The organism is Pseudoalteromonas sp. SR45-1 (assembly GCF_014163655.1).
GTDB lineage: Bacteria > Pseudomonadota > Gammaproteobacteria > Enterobacterales > Alteromonadaceae > Pseudoalteromonas > Pseudoalteromonas distincta.
In genome coordinates, this window is the sequence record NZ_JACJDR010000006.1 from 188085 (window position 1) to 207691 (window position 19607).

The 19607-nt window shown below is 40.0% G+C and carries 20 protein-coding genes; 10 read left to right on the forward strand and 10 right to left on the reverse strand.

Going from position 1 to position 19607, the window contains the following annotated elements; genetic code table 11:
• Positions 1-55: 55 nt before the first annotated feature.
• On the reverse strand, positions 56-931 hold the full coding sequence (locus H5089_RS08370; RefSeq protein ID WP_182711976.1) for a LysR family transcriptional regulator: 876 nt from the start codon (positions 929-931) through the stop codon (positions 56-58).
• 108 nt (positions 932-1039) lie between these two features.
• On the opposite strand from H5089_RS08370, the gene H5089_RS08375 reads away from it, so the two are divergent.
• Positions 1040-1711, forward strand: coding sequence for a hypothetical protein (locus H5089_RS08375; protein WP_182711977.1), 672 nt, complete (start codon positions 1040-1042; stop codon positions 1709-1711).
• Between the two features lie 261 nt (positions 1712-1972).
• Here H5089_RS08375 and H5089_RS08380 read toward each other — a convergent pair whose 3' ends face one another.
• Entirely contained in the window at positions 1973-4054 is a 2082-nt protein-coding gene (locus tag H5089_RS08380; RefSeq protein ID WP_182711978.1) for a TonB-dependent hemoglobin/transferrin/lactoferrin family receptor, read from the reverse strand.
• Between the two features lie 139 nt (positions 4055-4193).
• Here H5089_RS08380 and H5089_RS08385 point away from each other — a divergent pair, with 139 nt between their 5' ends.
• Genes H5089_RS08385 through H5089_RS08400 form a run of 4 tightly spaced genes read left to right on the forward strand, consistent with a single transcriptional unit; the run spans position 4194 to position 7553 of the window.
• A complete protein-coding gene (locus H5089_RS08385) occupies positions 4194-5003 on the forward strand; it encodes a hemin ABC transporter substrate-binding protein (RefSeq protein ID WP_182711979.1) in 810 nt (269 codons plus the stop codon).
• Entirely contained in the window at positions 5000-6052 is a 1053-nt protein-coding gene (locus H5089_RS08390) for an iron ABC transporter permease (RefSeq protein ID WP_024603606.1), read from the forward strand. The genes H5089_RS08385 and H5089_RS08390 overlap by 4 nt, the downstream gene beginning before the upstream one ends.
• On the forward strand, positions 6049-6837 hold the full coding sequence (locus H5089_RS08395; protein ID WP_182711980.1) for a heme ABC transporter ATP-binding protein: 789 nt from the start codon (positions 6049-6051) through the stop codon (positions 6835-6837). The genes H5089_RS08390 and H5089_RS08395 overlap by 4 nt, the downstream gene beginning before the upstream one ends.
• A complete protein-coding gene (locus tag H5089_RS08400) occupies positions 6834-7553 on the forward strand; it encodes a HugZ family protein (protein ID WP_182711981.1) in 720 nt (239 codons plus the stop codon). Before H5089_RS08395 ends, H5089_RS08400 begins: the two co-directional genes overlap by 4 nt.
• A gap of 66 nt (positions 7554-7619) precedes the next feature.
• On the opposite strand, the gene H5089_RS08405 is transcribed toward H5089_RS08400, so the two are convergent.
• Positions 7620-8552 (reverse strand): ChaN family lipoprotein, encoded by a 933-nt coding sequence (locus H5089_RS08405; protein ID WP_182711982.1) that lies wholly within the window; start codon positions 8550-8552, stop codon positions 7620-7622.
• A gap of 723 nt (positions 8553-9275) precedes the next feature.
• Here H5089_RS08405 and H5089_RS08410 point away from each other — a divergent pair.
• Entirely contained in the window at positions 9276-9656 is a 381-nt protein-coding gene (locus H5089_RS08410; RefSeq protein WP_182711983.1) for a hypothetical protein, read from the forward strand.
• Between the two features lie 239 nt (positions 9657-9895).
• Here the strand turns inward: H5089_RS08410 and H5089_RS08415 are convergent, their stop codons facing one another.
• Entirely contained in the window at positions 9896-10396 is a 501-nt protein-coding gene (locus H5089_RS08415; protein WP_002959229.1) for a lactoylglutathione lyase family protein, read from the reverse strand.
• Positions 10397-10510: 114 nt separating this feature from the next.
• Here H5089_RS08415 and H5089_RS08420 point away from each other — a divergent pair, with 114 nt between their 5' ends.
• Positions 10511-11386, forward strand: coding sequence for a LysR family transcriptional regulator (locus tag H5089_RS08420; protein ID WP_182711984.1), 876 nt, complete (start codon positions 10511-10513; stop codon positions 11384-11386).
• A gap of 61 nt (positions 11387-11447) precedes the next feature.
• On the opposite strand, the gene H5089_RS08425 is transcribed toward H5089_RS08420, so the two are convergent.
• Both H5089_RS08425 and H5089_RS08430 read right to left on the reverse strand, forming a co-directional pair.
• Positions 11448-12125 carry a haloacid dehalogenase type II gene (locus H5089_RS08425; RefSeq protein WP_182711985.1) on the reverse strand — a complete coding sequence of 226 codons (678 nt, stop codon included), beginning with the start codon at positions 12123-12125 and terminating at the stop codon, positions 11448-11450.
• A gap of 80 nt (positions 12126-12205) precedes the next feature.
• The gene (locus tag H5089_RS08430) at positions 12206-12982 is read right to left on the reverse strand and encodes a class III extradiol ring-cleavage dioxygenase (protein WP_182711986.1); all 777 of its coding nucleotides are present in this window, start codon (positions 12980-12982) and stop codon (positions 12206-12208) included.
• 105 nt (positions 12983-13087) lie between these two features.
• Here H5089_RS08430 and H5089_RS08435 point away from each other — a divergent pair, with 105 nt between their 5' ends.
• Entirely contained in the window at positions 13088-13993 is a 906-nt protein-coding gene (locus tag H5089_RS08435; RefSeq protein WP_182711987.1) for a LysR family transcriptional regulator, read from the forward strand.
• A gap of 7 nt (positions 13994-14000) precedes the next feature.
• Positions 14001-14168 carry a LysR family transcriptional regulator gene (locus tag H5089_RS20300; RefSeq protein ID WP_261765618.1) on the forward strand — a complete coding sequence of 56 codons (168 nt, stop codon included), beginning with the start codon at positions 14001-14003 and terminating at the stop codon, positions 14166-14168.
• Positions 14169-14254: 86 nt separating this feature from the next.
• On the opposite strand, the gene H5089_RS08445 is transcribed toward H5089_RS20300, so the two are convergent.
• A complete protein-coding gene (locus H5089_RS08445) occupies positions 14255-15136 on the reverse strand; it encodes a LysR family transcriptional regulator (protein ID WP_165743966.1) in 882 nt (293 codons plus the stop codon).
• Between the two features lie 115 nt (positions 15137-15251).
• Here H5089_RS08445 and H5089_RS08450 point away from each other — a divergent pair, with 115 nt between their 5' ends.
• A complete protein-coding gene (locus H5089_RS08450) occupies positions 15252-15983 on the forward strand; it encodes an aspartate/glutamate racemase family protein (protein ID WP_182711988.1) in 732 nt (243 codons plus the stop codon).
• Positions 15984-16039: 56 nt separating this feature from the next.
• Here the strand turns inward: H5089_RS08450 and H5089_RS08455 are convergent, their stop codons facing one another.
• The 3 genes from H5089_RS08455 to rmuC all read right to left on the reverse strand — a co-directional run bounded on the left by H5089_RS08455 (position 16040) and on the right by rmuC (position 19531).
• A complete protein-coding gene (locus H5089_RS08455) occupies positions 16040-17206 on the reverse strand; it encodes an aldo/keto reductase (RefSeq protein ID WP_182711989.1) in 1167 nt (388 codons plus the stop codon).
• A 616-nt stretch (positions 17207-17822) separates the two neighbouring features.
• Positions 17823-18014, reverse strand: a complete 192-nt coding sequence (locus tag H5089_RS08460; RefSeq protein ID WP_024596528.1) for a DUF3185 family protein — start codon at positions 18012-18014, stop codon at positions 17823-17825.
• A gap of 50 nt (positions 18015-18064) precedes the next feature.
• Positions 18065-19531 carry a DNA recombination protein RmuC gene (gene rmuC, locus H5089_RS08465; protein WP_024596527.1) on the reverse strand — a complete coding sequence of 489 codons (1467 nt, stop codon included), beginning with the start codon at positions 19529-19531 and terminating at the stop codon, positions 18065-18067.
• Between the last annotated feature and the right edge of the window lie 76 nt (positions 19532-19607).

A 19607-nucleotide genomic window follows, 5' to 3' on the forward strand; every position in this document is an offset into this window, starting at 1 on the left:
CTAACCACTGCTTAGCTAAGTAATACTTTACATTGAACTTAAATTGATAAATTCTCTACAAAGAGTGCATGAGTTTATTAAGCCAGCCATCAGCTTTTGATGGTTTGTAAATCATTACTATGTCTTCGCTGTAGCGACTGTTAACCCCCTTTACAGTTAATTTTTTAAGCCCTAAATCATCAATCACGAAATTTGGTAAATATGCCAACGCCAAGCCACTTTGTATCACCTCTATTAATGCACTGTAATCGCTACATCTAAATACAATATTGCGCGGGGCTATTTCATCTTGCCAACCGTCGGAGCCAATACCTTGTTCAAGGCCGCACAGTGGTGAAAACAACGGGCATGCAAAAGACAACTGTAGTAATTGGTTTTTATTGAGTGTTAAAAAGCCTTTTTGTACTAGCTGATGTGAAGGAGACGCAGCTACACTAAACTCAGTATTAAATACGTCAACCGCCACTAAATTAGTATGTGAGCTGTTGTTTAATGCCTCGCGAGTAACTAGCGCAATATGCGCCGAACCTGATGCAACTTGGCTTATGGCTTCATCTTCAAATATATTATTAATACGCACCGAGCAAGGCAGGTTACTAAGGGGTGTAAGCAGCTTTTTAACGCCACTTTTGAGTAAAATGGCAGGGCCTGCAATAACCGCATTAAATTTATGATTATCGCTTTTAAAACGGCTAGTAAGCTGCTGGTAATTATGAACTAAATCGCTACTGTGCTTAACAAACTCTTTGCCTTTATCATTGAGTACTAAGGTTTTACCTACACGGTTAAACAGCTCCGTGGCTAAATTTGCCTCAACCTTTTTTAGCGTTTTAGACAGCGCACCTGGGGTAATATTAAAGTGCTTAGCGGTTGTATGCAGATTTTGCGAACCCGCCATATGAATTACTTTTTCAATGTCATCTAAATGCATAGCGCCAAACCGTATTAACCAAAAGGAAACAACTAATCACTTATTATCGATTATTTGTATATAAAAATCAGCTTATAGTGACGCTATATATATTTTTTGAGCACTAACATGAAACACATACTGCTATTTTTTATTTTATTATCGAGTGCAGCGCACGCAAATACACCTCAACACAATTCACACATAACCCACAGCTATAATGGCTTCCATGGTATGGCGCTTATTTTAGCCGGCGATAAAGTACTTGCCAGCCACATGCCTTTATACGCCCCTCCACACAACTACCAAATAGTGTATGAAGTAACTACGGATGACCCCCACTTAAAAACAATCAAAAATATTTTAAATAAAGCAGCAGACGAGCAAGAACAGATCACTATTTTACCAACCAAATTTGACCTAAATTTATTAATAAATAAAAAGACACCCACCTTAAATGTAACTGTATTTAACGGCCATTTTGAACGCGGTGGCAACGTACTTTTCACTACAAAGCTAACCTTTAAAAACCCGCTATATGTTGAAAAAATAACGACTAATCAAGCACAAAAAAATGTGTTTACATTAATAAAGCTAACAGAGCAGCAAGGTTTAGTAATTCATAAAATACAAAGCAAGCCAAGCTATGACTCGTTAAGCTTAGTACCACTTACTATGAGTAAATATAACGGGAAATTGAAGTGTGATGCTTCGATAAGCACTGCGCTTAAAAGCAAACTAGAGGCATGTTTTAAAACCGTACCAAGCTATTTAGAAACAAAAGACTTTGCAGTTAATTAATTTATAAAACCAGTGATTTTGGCTTTAAATCGCTGGCTTATAAAGTGTTACTTTGTTTTTAGTAAATTTTAAGATGAAATTTTGAGATGACACCCACCGTTAATTTTGTACTTTAGCCATAATGAATTAGGTGGTGCACTTCCAATTAGAATCTAGGAATCAATAAATAAAAAATTAGGTTGGGTGTCATCATAAAAATAAACTCAACAAACGCTGCAGCTTCATGCAGCGTTTGTTGCTATTTAATTTTCTAGGAGCTAATTAAAACTCATAGCTTATTTTGGCTGAAAAGTTACGCCCAGGTTGGGTGTATTGGCTAAAATCAGCACCTTGTGATTGACCTGCAATCAACTCAAAAGGTACATATTCTTTATCGAGCAAGTTAAGTACACCTACATTTAGCTGCCACGCTTGCCATTCGTAGTTTGCGTATAAATCAACAACGCCGTAGCCATGTCCTTGCGTAGTTTTATTACCGTTTGTATCAAGTACTACATCCGATTGCGATTTAGCCAAACGCAACGCGGCGGTCCAGTTAATATTACCCTGTTCTGTACTTAACAATACTGAGCCATTTAACGGGCTAATGCTGGTAAGAGGCTGATCGGTTTCTTTATTTTCACCATCAACGTAAGCCACGTTTGCCTCTAGTAGTATATTTTCAGCTACATACATGGCAATTCCTGCTTCAACACCGCTTATTTGTGTTTCGCTAATATTTTGGTACTGATACAGCGTTTTGTTTACGCCAGGAATGTACGTTGGCTCAACACCCACTACGGCGGTTTCTATAAAGTCATCGTATGCTGCATAAAAAGCACTTAAATTTACACTAATATCGCTGCTGGCGTATCTTAGCCCAAGCTCAAACGAATCACTGCTTTCAGGGTCTAAATCGGCGTTTGGTAATATTTGATAAAACGGCTCAACGCCGTGGCTTTGATAGGCTTGGTCGTGTGGTGGTATTTTAAAGCCTCGTACGTATTGCCCGTACAACGACAAGTTATCATCCACTTGGTATATAGCACCTAGCTTAGGCGAAAAAGCAGATTCGGTAATATCACCAAGCTGCGCATCGGCGTATAGCTCATCATTTTTAGCCTCTAGGGTGTAGTAATCATATCGCACACCCGCAATAACTGACCACGCGCTATTATTAAACGAAATACTATCTTGTACATAAGCGCCAATTAAAGAGGTATCAGCCCCCGGAAATGCTTTTTGTTTTTGATCTGTAAAATCAACAGTGCCATCGGCTAAAATACGGGTTTTAAAACGTGGGCGGGTGGTGTCGTATAAGTCTATATCAATCCCGTATACCACTTCATGATCGGCACTCTCTGCGTTAAACCCTTTATTAAATACCGCTTTTAAACCTAAAATATTTTGCTCAAAACGATAGTCGTTATAATCGGTGTAGGTGCTTGCGCCACTAATTTGATCGCTTTGTTGCTCGTAACTACTATAAGACACTTGCCCATACCATTTATCAAACGCGGCGGTTGCTACTTCTGAATGGTAATCGAGCGCTAGTGACCAACTCGTGTCATCTTCTTCGGTTTCTTGAACAGCGGGGGTTATTACTTGCTCAGTTGTTTGATTAAAGTAATCAAGGGTGTATTTAAGTGTGCGTTTTTCATCAAGCTGTTGCTCAAATTTAACTAATAAAGCATCCGACTTAGCATCATAACCGGGTAAATTTTCGTCATAGTTTTGTACTTCTTCGCTGTCGCGGTGGCTATACACGGCGCTTACTGCAAAGTCGCCTAAGTCTTTTGCCGCAGTAATATCGGCGGCAACTTGATTACTTTGACCTTGATACCCAAGCGCCATTTTTACAAAGCTGCTGTTATTTTTTAAATAATCACTAGGATCTTTAGTGGTTATAACCACAATGCCACCAAGTGCATCAGAGCCATATAATGACGATGCAGCACCTTTGGCTACTTCTACTTGTTTTACACCTGCTACGTCAAAATAATTACGGCCAACTAAATAGCCCCCTCCACCTGCATAACCATCGTTGGTGCGTCGGCCATCTTTTATAAATACAACCCGGTTACCACCAACACCACGTACTGTTAGTGTTTGCGCGCCTGCGCCACTGCCTGTCGTTGCAATGCTTGGGTCGTACTTAAACATGGTTTGTAAATCTACAGCTAGCTGACGCTCTATGTCTTGCTCGGTAATAACAGTGACTGAGCCTGTTACATCTTTAAGCTTTTGCTCAAAGCGCGAGCCACTTACAACAATATGATCGTCAATTATGTTTTCGGCAATGGCAGTGCCCGAGCCAAGTAGTAAGGTTGCTATAGCAGTAAATCTAAACGCAGAGGGATTCATTTTAACTCCAAATGATAATAGTTATTATTTATGGCGGAGATGTTACAACTAAGTCAAATTAAGATCAATTAATTATGATAATCATTTTCATTTAGATTTAACTGGTTATAATAGCCAAAAAATAAAACCGGAGTGTGTAATGAAATACCTATTTATATTGTTTGCTTTAATGGCCCAATCTGCACTTGCACAAGAGCGCGTTATTAGCGCTGGCGGCACCCTTACTGAAATAATTTATGCGCTAGGCAAACAAAATACCCTTGTAGCTGTTGATCAATCGAGCATGTACCCGCACCAAGCCACGCAATTACCGCAAGTGGGCTATTATCGCGATTTAGCTGCAGAAGGCGTACTTTCAATGCGTCCAACCACCTTGTTAGCGCTTGAAGGCGCAGGGCGAAGCCAAGCACTTAAGCAAATTGAGGCAACAGGGGTTAAGCTAATTCATTATAAAAAGCCGACCTCAGTTAACGAGCTACTTGAGCTTATAAAACGCCTTGGTACCGACTTAAACGCCAAGCAAAAAGCACAAACACTTATTACACACATTACAAAATCGTTACCTGAAAAAGCAAAAGCGCAAACACACAGCGCGCTATTTTTACTCTCAGCTAATGAGCGCGGGCTTGTTGCCGCCGGGCAAGAAACCGTCCCTAATTTATTATTTAGCTATGCAGGCATTACCAATATAGGCGCTACGCATTCAGGCTTTAAAGCAATAAATAGTGAAGTACTGGCTGTAAATCAGCCCGACTTTTTAGTAGCCCCAGCCCATGTTGTACAAAGCCTTGGCGGTAAGCAGGCTTTTTGTGAGCAACCTACACTACACTTATTAAAAGCGGCGCAAACCTGTAACTTACTTGTAATGGATAGCCTACTTTCGCTTGGCATGTCGCCGCGTATAGCCACAGCAATTAATGAGCTTAACGAGTATAAAATCCGCTTATGAACACCCTAACATTGAGCCGTTTTAACCCTGTAACACTTAGCCAAACCCATAAATGGATGCTATTAGCCTCTGTGTGTATTTTTGCTTTGGCGCTACTTAGCATAGGGTATGGGCCAGCAGGGTGGGATTGGCGTTTAGCCATTGCTTGGCTTGCACCCGAGCGCTTTAATCAGTTTGATGCGCTGCAAATAAATGTCGTAATGCAAATACGTTTGCCACGCTTTGTGCTTGCAGTGCTTGTAGGGTTGGTGCTTGCCCAAACAGGCGCGTCAACGCAAGCGCTGTGCCGCAACCCATTGGCCGATCCATCTATTATTGGCATTAGTGCGGGTGCGGCCATGGTTGCTGTGGCGTTTATAGCACTTAGCGCGCAGTTTAATTTTAACGCGCAGTTGTATTTACCTTATGCGTCGTTTTTAGGGGCGCTTGGTGTTACCTCGCTGGTATATTTTATTGCCAAGCAGCAAGGGCAAATTAATATCACCACACTTATATTAGTGGGGGTGGCTATTAACGCGTTAGCATTTGCGGTTATTGGGCTACTGAGCTTTTTTGCCGACGATAGCGCGCTACGATTAATAAATTACTGGACCATGGGCTCATTAGGCGGAGCAAGCTGGAGCACGATTATTCAAGCTGCGCCGTTACTGTTTATCAGCCTAATTGGCCTGTGGCGGTTAAAAGAGCCCATGAACTTACTCCTTATTGGCGAGTCACAAGCTCAGTACCTAGGGGTAGACACCAACAAGCTCAAACTATATGTAATTATACTTGTTGCACTAGGAGTAGGGGCGGTTGTGGCACTTACCGGCTTAATAGGGTTTGTTGGTTTAGTAGTCCCGCATATTGCCCGATTAATGGTGGGGCCGCATTTACGTAATATGCTGCCGCTTTGTATGCTAATTGGCGTAGTGGTATTGCTACTTTCTGACTGGCTAGCACGCATTGCCATAATGCCATCAGAGCTACCCATTGGAATTATTACTGCATTATTGGGTGCGCCATTGTTTATTTATTTAATAGTGAAAAATAAGCGAGGTTGGTCATGATCACGTTTAACAATCTAAGCGTTGGCTTTGATAATCACAGCGTTTTAAACGCTATTAATGGCAGCGCTAAACAAGGGCAACTTGTAGCACTACTTGGTGAAAATGGCGCAGGTAAATCTACCTTGCTGCATACCTTAGCAGGTATGCACTCCTTTACAGGCAGTGTACTTTTTAATGCTAAGCCGCTGGCCGCTCATGCGAAAAAACGCCTAGCCACACAGCGTGCAGTGATGATGCAAGCAAACCACGTAGGGTTTGATTTTACTGTATTTGAGCTTATTGCAATGGGCCGCTACCCGTATGTAGAGTCATTAAAAATGCAAAGCGAAAAAGTAAATAAATACGCCGCTATTATGGATTTAAGCCATTATTTAACTCGCCGCGTAAGTGCGCTTTCGGGCGGAGAGCAACAACGTGTGCATATGGCGCGCACTTTGGCGCAACTAAACGCCTTTACACAATCGGCCGAGCCAAAACTAATGCTGCTCGACGAGCCTACATCAGCACTTGATATGCGCCATCAACATGCTTTGCTCAGCTGCGTTAAAGCGTTTGTAGGGCAGGGTAACAGCGCCATTATTGCAATACACGACCTAAATTTAGCCAGCCTTTATGCAACCGATGCTATTTTACTGCACAACAAAAAAGTGCTGCAAAGTGGGCCTATAAACACCGTATTAACTGAACAAAACTTACAACAAATGTACGCCATGAAACTGCACGTAAACCCTCATCCTTATAACGATGCACCCATGGTTTTTTCTCAACGTCAGGAGTTTTTATGAGAGAGCAAGCGTTAAACGATGCACGCACATTGGTTTACAAAACCAATGCTGGTGTCATGTCGACCATTTCTAATAATTTACGCGGTTACCCGTTTGGCTCAGTAACCCCCTATATGTGCGACGAACAAGGCCGCGTTTACTTTTTTATTAGCGATATAGCCCAGCACACTAAAAATCTAAAGCACGACTCTCGTATGAGCCTAACTGTATATGATGCCGCCGACTACGGCGATCAAAACGAGCACGGCCGCGTAACGCTTGTAGGCGATGGCTCTATTGTGCCAAGTGAGCAAGCACACACTTTACTTGATAACTATATTTCCCTATACCCCGAAGCCGCTAGCTATCGCAACGCGCACGACTTTCAATTATGGCAATTAGACGTAGTGCGAGTGCGTTACATTGGCGGCTTTGGCAAAATATTTTGGCTTGAACAAATCGAGTGGCAGGGCGAGGCAAAAAACTGGGATGAAAGCCAACAGCAAAGCATGATTAACCATATGAATGAAGATCACCAAGATGCTATGTCGCTCATATTAATGCAGCACTACGGCGTAGCCGATAACACCCCTATAATGAGCGGCCTATTACCCACTGGTTTTTATATACAAAGCCAAAAGCGTAATTACTTTATTAATTTTAAAACCCAGTGCAACAGCCCGTTAGAGGTACGTAAAGCGCTGGTTGAGCTAACCAACCAAGCCCGAAATAACTAAACTAAATACATGACGACATAGTTAACCTGCGCCCTGGTTAAGAGATTCACTAACTATGTCGTTATTTTATAAGCAAGCTGTTTGCTCGCCTCGCTTGCCTAACGCTTTAAAAGCGGCTTGCTGATGTTCTTTTTGTACATAACGGGTTGGCAAAGGGTTAACCTGCAACTGATACCCACTTTGATTAGCTTGCACATTCGTTACCGGCGATATCCACACAACATTTAGCTCTGGCGCTAAACGCTTAATAACGCGCGCTATACCTTCGCCATTTTTTACATGAAAATCGCCCGCTATATGCATTACTTGCGCATCTTTATGATTATTTAAATAGTTAACGATAGACTCCCCCATGGTTTCATCCCAGGTAACTTGCGCAGCATAATAGTTTTCATTTTGACTTGGCGAGCCGTGATGCATTGAGGTCATAAAACGTTGTCTATAATCACTGGGGGAGGTATCAATAGCGGCTGCAATATAGCTCTGCTGTGTTTCATCAAGTTCGTTTAGGTAACTTATGCCTTGCCTGCCAATACACGTAACAATATTTTTAGGAGCATTTGCAGCGATTACATCGCTATTGTTCGTTTTTGCCAGCTCTACCAGCGCACGGTAATCACTTTTGTAGTTAGGCCACGCTTGGGTGTTATCAATTAAGTATTGCTCACCAATTTCACCTTTAACATACTGGTTTAAAGTAAGCTGATCGGCGCGGCTAAATTGTTCAAGCGACAGGGCAGTGCGTTTATTACTTTTGCTTAATTGCTCAAATAACTCCGCCTGAAATAAATGCACACCCGGGTGCGTATGCCATTCACCTACTAAAACCACATCGGCATTTAATAGCTTGGGCTCTAATAATACAGAGCTAACAGGCTTTGCTTGTGCATTATAAAGCGCAGCGTAATAAAGCGATGAGCTTTTATCAGGCGGCACAGTTGTTGTGCTACAACCACTCAAACCCGTAACTAACGCCAGAGTTAACATAGACTTTTTCATACACACCTTTCAAAACCTTTTAATGCAAATAATTATCAATATCATATACTTGTAATACCTATTAAGCCAGCCAAACTGCTGCTTACTTACATAATCAAGGAAATGAGCGAAATGCGCATTTATATGCCTTAACTTTGCTTGTAGATATTAAATAGCTTTTGATAGCAATATCTTAGGTAATTTGTTAAAACTGTGTAAAGTATAAAATGAGCGTGACATCGGCAGAAGTATGCTCGATTCGAGGCCTATAAAATCGTTCGATGTTAAATGGAGTTCTATGAAGCATCCAATTTTTAGTGAAAACATGGAAGATGGTTTTAGCCTATTCTTACTAAAATTTTCAGAATCAAGAAGCTGTCTCTTATTTGGTACCTCAGCTCTTTTGTTATTTATATTTGCAAGTCAAAACACCAGTTTTATGAGTTTTCTTAATGAACACTGGTTTGGTAACATTCTTCAGATTTTATGTGTAATTGGAGCTTTATTAAGTTGGTTTTCAGCACATGCACATTCATATAAAAATGGACACTTTAAACTAGTAGCTTCCATATTCTTACTTTGGCCCATTATCTATATATAATTGTTTTATATACATTTAACTGAAAAAACCTAACGTAAATATCAAATGAAATTATAGTTGGCTGTTTTTTGTTCCTAAAACCATTTTAGTCAACTATATTATTCCGCTTATGTAAGCGCTAGGCCCTGGAGAAGGTTTTATAGATGGAACCAAATTATTCAGAATATTCTATTACTGAATTGCAAGAAGCTATCACGTCTATTGATAGGGCTTTGTACCCTGAACGCTTTGAGCTATTAAAAGCCGAACTATTAAATAGAGAAGAGGAAGAGCATGATGCTTCTCAATTAGTAAGTCTTTCATCAAAGGACTTACTTATTAAGCTCAGCAATGCATTTTTTGTAATTCCGTTGATGATCTATATAGGAATAGATGCACTTAATAGCGGTGAAATACTCCTTAAAGGAGGAGCTATATCAAAAAATGAAAACTTTATATTATTTACATTAAGCGTAATATTTTGTTTTTTAATCTCAGCGGTACTGACATATAGCCTGTTTGTGGATAAGAGAAAAAGTTCCTGACATATGTGTTATGTCGTTCATAAATTCACTAGGACACAGTTCGATTGGTAGTGCTTTTCTGGAGGTTGATAATATTTTCAACTCAGGGCAAAACATGCTGCACAAGCTAAGCAAAAACAAGTTATAGAGAATAAGAAGACGGTGAAGTGTATTTAAAAACTCTTTAACTGAAACAAAAAGGCCGCAGTAATAAATACTGCGGCCTTTGTTTTTAGCTAAGCGCTTTAAACTAGGTACGTTTAGTAAGCGCCTGCGCTATATATAAGCTCGTAGCTGTGGCTGTAAATCTCAAGGATGTTACCAAACGGGTCTTCCATGTAGATCATGCGGTACGGCTTTTCACCCGGGTAGTAATAACGAGGGGCTTCCATACGTTTTTTACCGCCAGCTTCTACAATACGCTCGGCTAAACCTTCTACATCAGGGTCTTGAACACAAAAATGAAAGATGCCTGTTTTCCAGTATTCAAAATTGTCTTTTGGGTTTTCTTGGTTTTTAAATTCGAAAATTTCGACACCAATACGATCCCCTGTAGATAGGTGCGCTATTTTGAATTTTTCCCACTTTTCGCCAAATACTTCTGTACACATTTCGCCAATTGGGCTTTTGTCTTCGGTAATTAAAGTCGGTTCCATTATTGTGTACCAACCCATAACCTTAGTGTAAAACTCGACTGCTTTTTCAACGTCGGGAACCGAAATACCAATGTGCGAAAAACTACGTGGATATGTATGACTCATAATGCTTCCTCTTTAACTTGTGACTTATCTTGTGGCTAGTTGATGGAGTTAGTTTACGAACTGAACAATATTAAGTAAAATTATCATTAATCATCATTTTGAGTATGTTTTGTAATGATAAACCCTGCATGGTTAAACACGTTTTGTACGTTGGTTGAGGTAAATCACTTTACCCAAACCGCCGAACGCCTTTTTATGACCCAATCTGGCGTAAGCCAGCATATTAAAAAGCTTGAGCAGCAAGTAAACTGCGCGCTATTAGAGCGCCACGGCAAACAATTTACCCTTACCGTACATGGGCAAAACTTGTATCAACAAGGCAGCTTGTTATTAAAGGAATGGCAATTTTTAGAACAACAATTAAAAGATGATTCGCCTTACAGCGGCTTGGTAAAAATACAATCGCCTGGTAGTTGTGGGCTACAATTTTATAGCCAATTATTAGCGCTGCAGGCAAAGCATACCGAGCTTAATATTGATTATCGCTTTGCACCCAATACAAGTGTAGAGCAAGCTGTGGCAAACCACAGTGCCGACATAGGTTTTTTAACTCAAGCTCCGACGCTTAGCGAAGTTACCAGCCACAAAATTGGTAAAGAAGCCTTATTACTTGTCACCCCCGCACATATTAAAAACCCAACGTGGGAGGTCTTATGTGAGCTTGGCTTTATTGGCCACCCCGATGCAAAACACCACGCGCAGCTATTACTGAGCGAAAACTACAGTGAGTTTGAACATGTTGATCAAATTAAACGCACGGGGTTTTCTAACCAGATAAGTTTAATACTGGAGCCGGTAAGTTTAGGGCTAGGTTTTACGGTTTTACCTGCGCATGCCGTTAGCGCATTTAATAAACCTGCGCTTATTAAAACGCACCATTTAGCTAATCCTATCAGCGAAAATATTTATGTGTGCCATCACCGAAATAGGCCAATGGCAAAGCGTATGAATACAGTAATTGAGCTAATAAAGGCGGGAGTAAATAGTTAAAACGTAAACCCCCTTTACACCCACGGCACTTAATACCATAAGCAAAAGGGGGAATAGAAAATTAATTAACGCTTTCTAATTTTGCTTTTAAATCAAGTAAGTCGGTTGCAATTGTATTTGGCTGTATTTCCCACGGATCGAAGATTGAGTCTTTAGATCGTTGAATCCACGCCGCGCGCATACCGTGCGATATAGCACCGGTTACATCAAACGGATTACTTGATACAAGCCACGTGTTTGCGCCTGTTGAATTGGTTTCGCGTAAAAAGTGGCTATAAACCCCTGGGTTTGGTTTAAAGGTTTTAACGTCGTCGGCACTTATTACCCCTTCAAAAAGCTCACTAATGCCAGCGGTTTCTAATAAGGTATGAACTGCGTCGGCAGCGCCGTTTGAAAATGCAAACAAACGGTAATCCTTCGCTTTTAATTGCTCAAGGCCTGCTTTTACATCATCGAACGCAGGAAGCGTTTTATAAAGCTCTAGCAGTTGCCCCTTTTGCTCTTCACTTAGCTCGGTTTTGTGCGCTAAGCAGGCGTAATCGAGTGCGTGTTTTGTACATAGCGAGAAAGGAATATAATTTTGCATTAATCCACGTCTAAATGAATACTCTAATTGCTTTTCGCGCCATGTATTTGAAAATGCTTGGGCGTTATCGCCAATCATGTCGTCGAGTAAGGACAGTACGCCGTGAGTGTTTATTAGCGTACCGTATACGTCAAATGCAAGTGTAGTTGCCATGTTTGCTCCGCAATAAAATAAATTAAGTTGGTTTTAGAGTACTTGCTTACAGCTTAACTTACTTTGAACGAACGCTCAATTTAATAAAACTTATACGCATCAAGCGCTAAAACATCCATTTCGATGTCTTCATGTATTTTTTTGGCTTTACCGTCACTACTTCCTAGCGCTGCAAAAAGAGGTAAAAAGTGCTCCTGGGTAGGGTGATTAAATAAAGCATGAGGTGCTTCATTTAAATAGTTAAGTAACGCTTGGGTGTTTTGCGCTATTAATTTTTGCTCAACCCAATGGGTAAACTCATCAACCATTTGAACACGATTAGGTGTAGCAGGGCTTTTAAATATTTCACGTAGATTGTGACTAATCCCGCCGGAGCCAATAATTAATACGTTATCGCTGCGCAGTGGTGCAAGTAACTGCCCGTATTTATACATAGCCTGAGCGCCCAAACGCGTGTTAATAGACACCTGTACAATGGGAATATTAGCTGCTGGGTACATTAAGCGCAGCGGGATCCACACACCATGATCCCACCCTTGATCTGCATTTTGCACCGTTTTAATACCCGCTTTGTAAAAGTACTCACTAATAGTATTAGCAAGCTTAGGGTCTCCTAGTGCTGGGTATTGAATTTCATACAGGGGCTTGGGGAAGTTATAAAAGTCGTGAATAGTATGCGGCGCATCTCCGGATGTAATAACTATATCGTGCGCTTCATCAAAGTGGGCAGAAAACACCACAATAGCTCGTGGTTTACTAAGCGTTTGACCTAATGATGCAAAAAAATCTGACGTAGCCGATTGCTGTACAGCCATCATTGGCGAGCCGTGAGATATAAATAAAGCAGGCTGAGTCATACTAAAACCTTAAACAAATAGACGTGTTATAAACACTATATAAGTTTCTAATTTGACGATAAATATGATACTTATTTATACATTATCAACAAAGTATTGTTAAATATGGATAAGCTCACCACCATGAAGACCTTTTTAGCTGTTGTGCAAGAAGGATCATTTTCAAAAGCGGCCGATAAGCTCGATATTTCCCCGCAGTTAGTCAGCAAATATATTTCTGCGCTGGAAGATAATCTACGCACGCGTTTATTACACCGTACAACGCGAAAAGTAAGTGTTACAGAGGCTGGAAATCAATATTATCAGCGTTGTCAGCAGGTGGTTATTGATATTGAAGACATGGAAAACTCACTAAACAACTTAAGCGAAAGTGTATCGGGTGTGCTTAGTATTAGTGCACCTATGTCGTTTGGTACTAAGCATTTAGCAGGTTTGTTGGTTGATTTTCAAAATCAGTATCCAAATTTAAAGTTAGATTTACGGCTCACCGACCAATATGTAGATATAGTAGAGCAGGGTATTGATATTGCTCTGCGCATTGGTGTATTAAAAAACTCAACGTTGATAGCTAAAAAAATTGCCCCTATACACCTAGCGGTGTTTGCATCACCCGACTATTTAGAACGCCATGGCACGCCACAAACACTGCTAGATTTACAGTCACATAATTATTTACGCTATTCCCACAGCGAACCCACAAAGCGATTATTTGGGGTTAATGAGTTAAAAAGCGAGCTAAAGCTTGAAAGTAACTTTGTGGCTAACAATGGTGATTTGCTACTAAATACAGCCATTGCGGGTGGTGGTATTGCTATGCAGCCAACATTTATAGCAGGGGAAGCACTGGCTCAAGGTAAAGTAGTGCGCATTTTAAATGACTACGAACCCGAGCCAATGGGGCTTTACATGGTGTATGCAAACAGACAGTTTTTACCCAGTAAAGTACGTGCGTTTGTTGATTTTGCAAGTGGCTATTATGGCGATACACCTTACTGGGATTTAGGACAGTGATATATCGATAAGTAATCAATTAACGTTATTTGTAGATGTAGTGCAACAAGGCTCATTTGCCAAAGCCGCAGCACTGCATGATATGGATAATTCGTCACTATCTAAGCAAATTAAAAAAGGGACAAAACACCCAATTATTATGGAAGTAAAAATCCATAATAAAATAGGAATATAATTAAAATACAGATTCATATTACTGTGAGCGCGTTAAATTAATAACGCCCATTTTACTGTAATGGGGGTTTACAGTAATTTTTTGCGTTATACATTTAGCTCTTTTAATTTATTCCAGACGCTCTCGCCGCCAGGGTGAAGCGCTGCATGGTACCGATACGCATAATATGTAATAGGTACGCAATGATGCTTTTGGCCAACCACAACTAAACTTTTCTCTTTTAGCTCTTTAGTAATGACATAGTTTGGTAACCAAGCAATGCCATTACCCTCTAAAGCCTGTATTTTTAAAAGCTCTGTCATCGACGATACAAATACTTTTTTAAGTTTAGAGCCCGATATTATCGGCTCTAACTGCCTACCCATATAAGAATCTAAACTGTAAGCTAAGTGAGGTACAAACCCATCACTTTCTAAATTGTATATTGCCTTACCGTTTGCATTGCAGGCACTCACTGGCAATAACTCTGCACTGCCTATTTTTTGATGACTAAACGGAGGTAACTTTAATCGTTCGTTATCAAAAGCAATAAGTAGGTCACATGCGCCCTGTTCGAGCGTAGCAGTGGCTTTATCAACATCAATGGCTTCTATATTGAGGACTACTTTGCGATCACTTTTACTATGAAAGTTCGACAGCTTTAGCGCTAAAAACGTAGCTAATGAGTGCGCTGCAGCAACCTTTACTGAGTGAGTTTCTTCAGAGGAGAGTTCTTCTAACATACTCACTGAGTTATTCATTTGGTTTATTAGATTACGCGCTGTTATATGAAATATTTTACCGCTTGAGGTAAGTGTAATTGGTAAGTTCTCTCTATCTATTAGCTCTGCACCTACGGCTTCTTCTAATGCTTTAATTCGTCGACTAAAAGCAGGTTGCGTTATATGCCTAAGCCTTGCGGACTGCGAAAAGCTTTTTGTATTAGATAAGGCCAAAAAATCTTCTAACCATTTACTCTCTATATTCATAATACTCACTCAAGATATGCAATTTAAGCATGGACAGTAAAATAATAGCATTATTCAAAACAAAAAAAACACGATAAATTTAACCCATACAGTAACAACTTATCGGAATATAACAATGCTTAGAACACTAGGAGTATTGGGAGGAATGGGGCCTTTGGCTACCGCCTCATTTATGAATCAAGTAATTGCGTTATCACCTGCTAAGAATGATCAAGAGCACATACCTATGTTTATAAGGAATATCCCGCAAATTCCTGACAGAACAAAATTTTTAATGGGTATTGAAGATGAAAATCCATTTTTTGAGCTTAAAAAGGGTTTTAACCAACTTACTAGCTTAGGTGTAAGTTGCATTGTTATACCGTGTAATACTGCGCATTATTGGTACAACGCACTAACGCAAAATGCTGATGTGCATACCATTAGTATTGTACAAAGCGTTATTAAGCGCGCAAAGGCAACGGGCAAACGTAAGGTAGGGATATTAGCGACCACAGCCACGCTCAATATGCGGATATATCAGACGGCATTTAGTAAGCACAATATTGAATTTATTGAGCCTAACGAGCAACAGCAAACATTTATAATGCAAGGTATAACGGCGGTTAAGTCAGGAGATTTAACCTCAGGACATAATCTTTTAAAACAAAGTTATGAGCTAATGCTAGCCCACGGTGCCGATACAGTACTATTTGGTTGCACCGAAATACCGCTAGTTTTAAATGAACAAGTATTTAATTCACCCGATACATGTTTAGATACCATCGCGATTTTAGCGCAAGAGTGTGTTAATTGGGCTTATACAAGCACTCAACAATCAACTCACTTATTCTCAAGCGTTGCTTGAAAAACAACCTCATTAGCTATAACGAGGTGTGCCAAGCAAATGGCACACCTATTTTGTTATGCAGGTATGGGGGCGTTTTGTGCAATAAGCTGTTTAGATTTCAACTCACTCCAAAATTCGCCTGGTATGGTAACTTTCATTGAGGCTACATTAGCTTTAATTTGCTCCTCCGTGCGTGCCCCAGGAATAATTGAGGATACCGTTGAAGGCGCCTCTGCAAACTGCAGTGCAGCTGTTTTAATATCAATCCCATGTTTAGATGCAATGTCGCTTATTGCATTAAACTTTTGCTGCATAGGCCCTGGAATTTTAGGCGAGTAATTAAAGCGATTACGACCGGCTAAAAAACCACCATTAAGCGGCGCACCAATGACTGCTGAAATACCTCGTTTATCAAGCATAGGAAAGGTTTTATCAAGTGCCTGCTTGTGATCTAAAATTGAATACTGCAGCGCTAGTAAGCAAATATCTGGGTCTGACATATCAAGCGCTTTATAAACAGCATGAGGTGTATTTACACCAAAACCCCAGCCTTTAATTATTCCTTCATCACGCATTTTAGTCAGCTCAGGAATAGCACCTTTAGCCGCTTGATAAAAATACTTAAGCCAGTCATCCCCCATGTCACTATTTTGTGGTGATAAATCGTGAATATAAACAATATCGAGTGAGGCGACACCAATACGATGCAAAGTATCTTCTATTGAACGGCGCGTGCCTGAGGCTGAATAATCATACTTATAATGAAACGGTGAGTGATCAGCCCAATGCCAACTATTTTCTAAAGGCTCTGCTGAAGGGGTAAGAAGGCGGCCTACTTTTGAGGATAAAACATAATCTTCACGCTTTTTGTTTCGAAGTAAATCACCGAAGCGCCTTTCGCTTAAACTCAAACCGTAAAAAGGTGACGTATCAAAATGACGAATACCAGAATCCCATGCTGCATTTAGCATTGTTAAAATTTCTGTATCGCTTGATATAGTATTAAAGCCATTCCCGGCGGCAAGGCCACCCAAGCCCATTCTTGATTCCGGCCGATAATGCTTAGCGTTAGTAACATCGTTTGTGGGTAGAGCAGCGCTTTTATCTATTGATCCTTTAGTTTGCATAACACTGCCGTTAGACATTTTTACCTTTAGTTGCTCAGCCAAAGCTGAAGCACTAAAAATAGAGCCTAAACTTAAGGCAGCCCCTGCTTTAATAAAATTTCTGCGAGATACCATGTGACTATTCTCCTTGAGTAGGTTAAATATCTACGCTCTAAGCTAGTATAAATAACAACCAAACTCAAGCAAGGAGAATGTAATAAATGACAATACTATCAATAAGATAGTTAAATTAACAAACACTGAATAGACGTTTGAATTAACATTTATAACTGATTATTTTCTTTACTCGTATAGTCCTTTTAAATGTACAAAACAGTGCATTTTAATAGCTTGATAAAAAAGCATACTTCCAAATTGGTGCACGCTTTAATACTCATTTATACAATATAAAATGGTTACATTTATTAGATGTGTACAAATTAGTAGACAAAACCGCAATAAATTAAAGATGCACAAATAATCTCACTATCAAAGCGATTGCGGCAACACTTAGCTAATTTAACCGAGCGTAGTTGAAATAATTGGGGTAAATATTACAAAAACGTTTATTATTAAAGGTTTGCCTTGCAATACACGACGTATTTGTCTCTTTCACAATGCAATTGCTGGCAAGCCCTGTAAGAGTTTTATCTTGCCAAGTAACACTCTGCAGTGCAGCAAATTACAACTAAATTCAACGTAGTTAGCGCTGAAAATAGCTGCTTAAATAGATCAATTATTCAAGTTCAGGTTACTTGAGCTTTTTAATACCAATTAACACACAGATGGCACCGCCAATAATACCCGCCCATGCTTCTATTGGTGTGTCGCCACTAAATGCACGGCTAAGCTGCGAAGCCGCCGCATCATACACGTCGTATCCCCACATAATTAAAGCGATACCTATAACGATTAAAACAATTCCTACAATCTTATTATTCATAAATATCCTTAAGGTTTAACTTACATAAACTAAATAAAAATAAATCAGGGTTAATCTAATTCTAATTGAGCACGTTCTACGCTCTCACTAGGTAACTCTTTTTGTACCGATACACCAAGCTCTTTAAACTCTGATGCTTGTTTAATTAAATTACCTTTACCACGGTATAGCTGCGAAAATGCTTTATCATAACTTTCTTTCGCTTTATCAAGCTGCTTACCTACACCTTCCATACTCAATAAAAAACCATTGAGCTTGTTATAAAAACGCTCCGCTCGACTTGCCAGCTCTTTTGAGTATTTAGTTTGCTCTTCAAAACGCCATAACTGTTTAACAATATTTAAACTAGTAAGCAAAGTCGTGGGTGTAGCTACCAGTATATTTTTTTCGATTGCTTGTTGGTAAATATCGCTTTGATATTTGAGTGCTTCTACAAAAGCTGATTCTATTGGTACAAACATAACCACCACTTCTGGCGAGTTAATACCTGGTAAGCGGTCGTACGATTTACTCGCAAGTTCATTAATACGCGCTGTAACGGCGTTTACATGCTCTTTAATTGCTTGATTAGCATCTAGATCATTTTCAGCATTCACGTAGCGTGTATAGGCATTTAATGAAGTTTTAGCATCAATAACTAAGTGGCGACCCTGTGGTAAGTACACAACTACATCAGGGCGTAAGCGGCCATCTTCAGTGTTAAACGACACTTCGCGCTTATAATCAACGCCTGCACGTAAGCCAGCACTATCTAATACGTTTTCGAGCATAAGCTCGCCCCAATTACCTTGGGTTTTCTTTTGCCCTTGTAGGGCGTTACTGAGCTTGTCGGCTTGATCTGTTATAGCTTGGCTTTTAGCTTGCAAATGCAGTAGCTCGGTTTTAAGCGCAGTCCGTTGTTTTATGTCTTCAACGTGCATTGATTCCATTTTTTCTCTAAAGCCTTTTAGCTCGCCTTGAACTGGTTTTAATAATTGCTCAATGCTTTCTTGATTTAAGGTTTTAAAGCTTTGTGATTTTTCTTCTAGAATTTTATTGGCTAGGTTTTCAAACTCTTTTTTGAGCGTATTTTTACTTTGCTCAATTTGCGCGAGTTGCTCGCTAAAGTTTTGCTGTTTTTGCTCAAGGGTAGTGCGCATATTATTATATTCAACATCGCGCTGATTGTATTGTTCACGAAGCGCTGCCAGCTCGCCTTCGGCTTTACGCCAAAAGTGATTGTATTGAATGCTTTGTTTTTCTTGTTCGCTAAAACGCGTTTTAAAATGCTGCGCTTCATCGCGCTGCTCTTGGTGAGTATGTTCTAGCAGTTCATGATCTTCTAGCAAGGCGCTGTATTGCAGCTCTTTATTATCAAATTGGTTTTGTAACAGGGAAAGCTGTTGCTGCTGTTCGCTTATTTGTAGATGTAGCTTTTTGCGAAGCCGTGTTGATACAGCGCCGTAAAATAGGGCGCCTAAAGCAACACCAGCACCAGCGCTTAACCAATCAATATTAGTGAGTACTTGAGTGAGCATAAAATAAACTTATAAAATTTAGAGACATGCCATCATAACCAATAACCAACAACAGAAGTAGGGGAGTTAAGAAATT